Here is a 3853-nt window from a genome sequence, read left to right on the forward strand (position 1 = left end):
CCCGCGCGGTCGCGCGCCCGATGCCGCTGCCCGCGCCCGTCACCACCACGAGCGAACCCTCGAACGGACGCCGGTCCGGCGCGACCCGGGCACGGCGCAGCGCGCGGGCCTCGGCGGCGGTGAGCCCGCCGCCGGACGTGCCGGTGATGTGCTCGCCGATCCAGCGCGCGATCACCTCGGGGTGGCTGCGCACCACCCAGTGCCCGGCGGGGATCGTCCGCAGCGACAGGTTCGGGACGCGGTCGCCGAGGCCGCCCACCAGGTGCGGCGACACGAACAGGTCCTTGGTCGGGACGATGACCTGCGTCGGGACGTCGGTGCGGCGGGGGAGCGGGGCGCGCATCCGCCGCAGCATGTTCGCCCGGTACAGCCCGACGCCGGCCGCGCCGTCGCGCGGCAGCGTCCGCGCCGGATGGCCGTCCCGGGACGCGACGCCCTCGCCGACCTCCAGCGCCTTGGCGAACGGCCCGGCCATCCCCGCGCGCCACACGATCTCCGGGAGCAGCGGCGTCTGGAAGAAGTAGATGTACCAGGACCGGACGGCCTGCCCGAGCCCGTACCGCACGTTGCGCGGCGTCGGGCGGCGCAGGTTGCGGCGCGTCCAGTGCGCGACGTGGTCCAGGCACGGCCCGGAGATCGAGGTGAACGAGGCGAACCGGTCCGCCATCGTGCAGGCCGCCTCCCACGCCTGGATGGAGCCCCAGTCGTGGCCGACCAGGTGCACCTTGCGCTCCGGCGCGGTCGCGTCCAGGACGGCCCGCAGGTCGGCCATGAGGTAGGAGAAGGTGTAGTTGCGCTTGCCGAACGGACGTGACGACGCCCCCGCGCCCCGCACGTCGTACCGGACGACGTGGTACCGCTCGGCGAGCCGTCCGGCCACCTCGTCCCAGACCGCGTGCGTGTCGGGGTAGCCGTGCATCAGCAGGACGGTCGGGCGGGCCGGGTCGCCCTGCTCGTAGACGGCGAGGTCGACGCCGTCCCCGCGGACCCGGCGGCGCCGGACGGCGTGCGGGGAGCGCGCGGCGGCCTCTGAAGTGTGCGGGGCGGTCATGCTGCGGCCTTCCGTGCGGACCAGCGGTGGACGTGGGGCAGGTCGTCGTCGAGCCAGTAGGCGTCGTCCTCGGTGACGACGAGGAGTTCCTCGAACTTCACCCCGACGCCGCGGAACCCGATGTGCGGCTCGACCGCCCAGAGCCCCGGCGTCGGCGGATGCTGGGACTGCTTCGCGCCGTTCCACAGCGGCGACCGGCCCTCCATCCGCTCCTTGACCAGTTCCCGTCCGATCGTCTGCAGGAACCTGACCCCGAACGGGAAGCCGACGCCCTTCGGCAGCGGCCCCCCGATGATCCCGACCTGGTGCCCGATGACGCGTCCCGGGTACTTCCGGTGCCGGTTCTCGTAGCCCTGCCGGTCGATGAGGGCGTCCACCTCGGCGTAGATGCCGGCGAACGTCCGCCGCTCCCGGACCAGCTCCAGGATGAGCGCCCGGTACTCGGCGAGGTCGGCGTCGAGCCGCTCCCAGATCCGGTTCCCGTCGAGCACGCCCCCGTAGCCGATGTCGGCCGAGTAGCCCTGCCTCACCGGGGCCATGTCGAGGATGTACGGCATCCCCTCCTCCAGCCGCCGGGCGCTCGGCAGGAACTGGGTGGGCACCCGGAACCCCTGGAAGGCGGTGCGGTCGCCGAACCAGGCGAACGGGGTGTGCAGCCAGTCGTCCACGCCGCGGTCGCGCAGCCAGCGCCGCATCCGGCGGCACGCCTCGCGTTCGGTGACGCCGGGCTCCAGCGTCGCCGCCACCTCCTCGGCGCACCGGTAGCACAGGCGCTGGATCTCGCGGAACCGCTCGAGCTCCGCCGGGTCGTCGGTGCGGGCGAGCGCGACATTATTGGACACGGTGTTAATTAACCGCGCGGACCGGTCGCCGGTCAAGCGGGCCCCCGAGTGAGCCACGCCACCCGGCGGACGGGCGGCGTGGCGGGGCGGGGCGACGGCCGCGGGAGAGGCGGCCCGTCAGGCGGGGGAGAGGCCGGGCTCGTCAGTCGCGGATGCGGCCGCCGCCGGTGTAGATGTTCATCGTCGGGCCGCGCAGGAAGCCGACCAGCGTCATCCCGGCGTCCTCGGCCAGCTCCACCGCGAGCGAGGACGGCGCCGACACCGCCGCCAGGACGGGGATGCCCGCGCTCATCGCCTTCTGCGTGAGCTCGAACGACGCCCGGCCGCTCACCATGAGGACCGTCCCGGTCAGCGGGAGGCGGCCCTCGCGCAGCGCCCAGCCGACGACCTTGTCCACCGCGTTGTGCCGTCCGACGTCCTCGCGCAGGGCGAGCAGCTCGCCGGACGCCTCGAACAGGCCCGCCGCGTGCAGCCCGCCCGTCCGGTCGAACACCCGCTGCGCCGCGCGCAGCGCCTCGGGCAGCCCGGCGAGGACGGCGGCGTCCAGTTCGAGCGGGTCGGCGGCCACGTCGTGGCGGCGCTCGGCGCGCAGCGCCTCGATGCTCGACTTGCCGCACACCCCGCACGCGCTGGTCGTGGTGAACGCGCGGACGAGGGCGGCCTCCGGCGGCCGGACGCCCGGGGCGAGCGTGACGTCCAGGGTGTTCTGCTCGTGGGTGTCGGCGCAGTACCGCATCGCCGCCAGGTCGTCCGCCGACCCGATGACGCCCTCGGCGGCCAGGAACCCGGCCACCAGGTCGAAGTCGTCGCCGGGCGTCCGCATCGTGATCGTGAGCGGTGCGCCGGCCACCCGGATCTCCAGCGGCTCCTCGACCGCGAGCGTGTCCGCCCGGCGGTTCCGCGCGCCGCCCACCGCCAGCCGTTCCACCGGCCTGCGCACCGTGATCCGCCCCATGGCTCCGAAACTACCCCTCTCGTCCTCGTCCGCCCGCTCTCCGGACGGTCAGTCGCGGATCCCGCGGGCGCGCGGCGTCCGCCAGTTCCACCTCATCGCGGCCACCCGCAGCCCGAACGCCAGCAGCGCCGAGCCGGCGGACACGAACACGCCGTGCAGCTGCTCCTGCTGCCACAGCGCGGTCGCGACCGTCGCGCCGACCAGCGCGGGCAGCGCGTAGAGCTGCCGGTCGTAGAGCACCGTCGGGATCTGCCCGCTCATCATGTCGCGCAGGATGCCGCCGCCGACGGCCGTGATCACGCCGAGCAGCACCGCGTGCAGCGGGGACAGGTGGTAGTCCAGCGCCTTGATCGCGCCGGTGACGCAGAACAGCCCGAGGCCCGCCGCGTCGAACAGCATCACGGCCGGCATGATCCGGGTGACCTGCGGATGCCAGAAGAACACCAGCCCGGTGGCGAACAGCGGGACCACCACGTAGGAGACGCTGGTGAAGGCCACCGGCGGCACCGCCCCGATGACCAGGTCGCGCAGGATGCCGCCGCCGAGCGCGGTGATCTCGGCCAGCACGACCATGCCGACCACGTCCAGCCGCTTCTGCACCGCCGCCAGCGCGCCCGACACCGCGAACACGAAGATTCCGACGAGGTCGAGCGCGCCGGGGATCCCCAGGTCACTCACCCGACGATCATCTCAGGCGGGCCGGTCACCGGCGCCGGTCGATGTTCCAGTTGGCGACGATCGCGGCGAACGGCGGGATGACCATGGCCACGACCGACATCACGATGGCGGCCGGCGGGCTGAACCGGGCCACCACCGTCCAGGACAGGACGAACAGCGTGAGACAGGTGCCCATCATGATCCCGTACGCCATCCTGCGGCGCCTCATGCCTCCAGGCTACTGCGCGGACCGCCGGGGGCCCGGCCGCCTGGTCAGCCGTGCTCCACGGCCATCCGCAGGCCGAGGCCGACCAGCACCGTCCCGGTGACCCGGTCGAACGCCCGGCG

At 74.0% G+C, this 3853-nt stretch carries 5 protein-coding genes; all 5 read right to left on the minus strand.

From position 1 onward, the window contains the following. Nucleotides 1-1051: alpha/beta fold hydrolase (locus AB0J52_RS31425; protein WP_500186393.1), on the minus strand; the 1051-nt coding region annotated here is incomplete at its 3' end. Then, nucleotides 1048-1893 (minus strand): M24 family metallopeptidase, encoded by an 846-nt coding sequence (locus tag AB0J52_RS31430; RefSeq protein WP_500186394.1) that lies wholly within the window; start codon nucleotides 1891-1893, stop codon nucleotides 1048-1050. The genes AB0J52_RS31430 and AB0J52_RS31425, both read right to left, overlap by 4 nt. 142 nt (nucleotides 1894-2035) lie before the next feature. After that, nucleotides 2036-2848, minus strand: coding sequence for a formate dehydrogenase accessory sulfurtransferase FdhD (gene fdhD / locus AB0J52_RS31435; RefSeq protein ID WP_500186395.1), 813 nt, complete (start codon nucleotides 2846-2848; stop codon nucleotides 2036-2038). Between the two features lie 48 nt (nucleotides 2849-2896). After that, nucleotides 2897-3526, minus strand: coding sequence for a trimeric intracellular cation channel family protein (locus tag AB0J52_RS31440; RefSeq protein ID WP_500186396.1), 630 nt, complete (start codon nucleotides 3524-3526; stop codon nucleotides 2897-2899). A gap of 25 nt (nucleotides 3527-3551) precedes the next feature. After that, the gene (locus AB0J52_RS31445) at nucleotides 3552-3734 is read right to left on the minus strand and encodes a DUF3099 domain-containing protein (RefSeq protein ID WP_500186397.1); all 183 of its coding nucleotides are present in this window, start codon (nucleotides 3732-3734) and stop codon (nucleotides 3552-3554) included. Nucleotides 3735-3853 lie beyond the last annotated feature (119 nt).

The organism is Spirillospora sp. NPDC049652 (genome assembly GCF_040675125.1).
In the GTDB taxonomy this organism is placed as follows: Bacteria; Actinomycetota; Actinomycetes; order Streptosporangiales; family Streptosporangiaceae; genus Spirillospora.

Bases quoted from the DNA above. Each gene is read 5' to 3' on its own strand.
- fdhD (WP_500186395.1), bottom strand. From the start codon at position 2,848: ATGGGGCGGATCACGGTGCGCAGGCCGGTGGAACGGCTGGCGGTGGGC.
- AB0J52_RS31445 (WP_500186397.1), bottom strand. From the start codon at position 3,734: ATGAGGCGCCGCAGGATGGCGTACGGGATCATGATGGGCACCTGTCTC.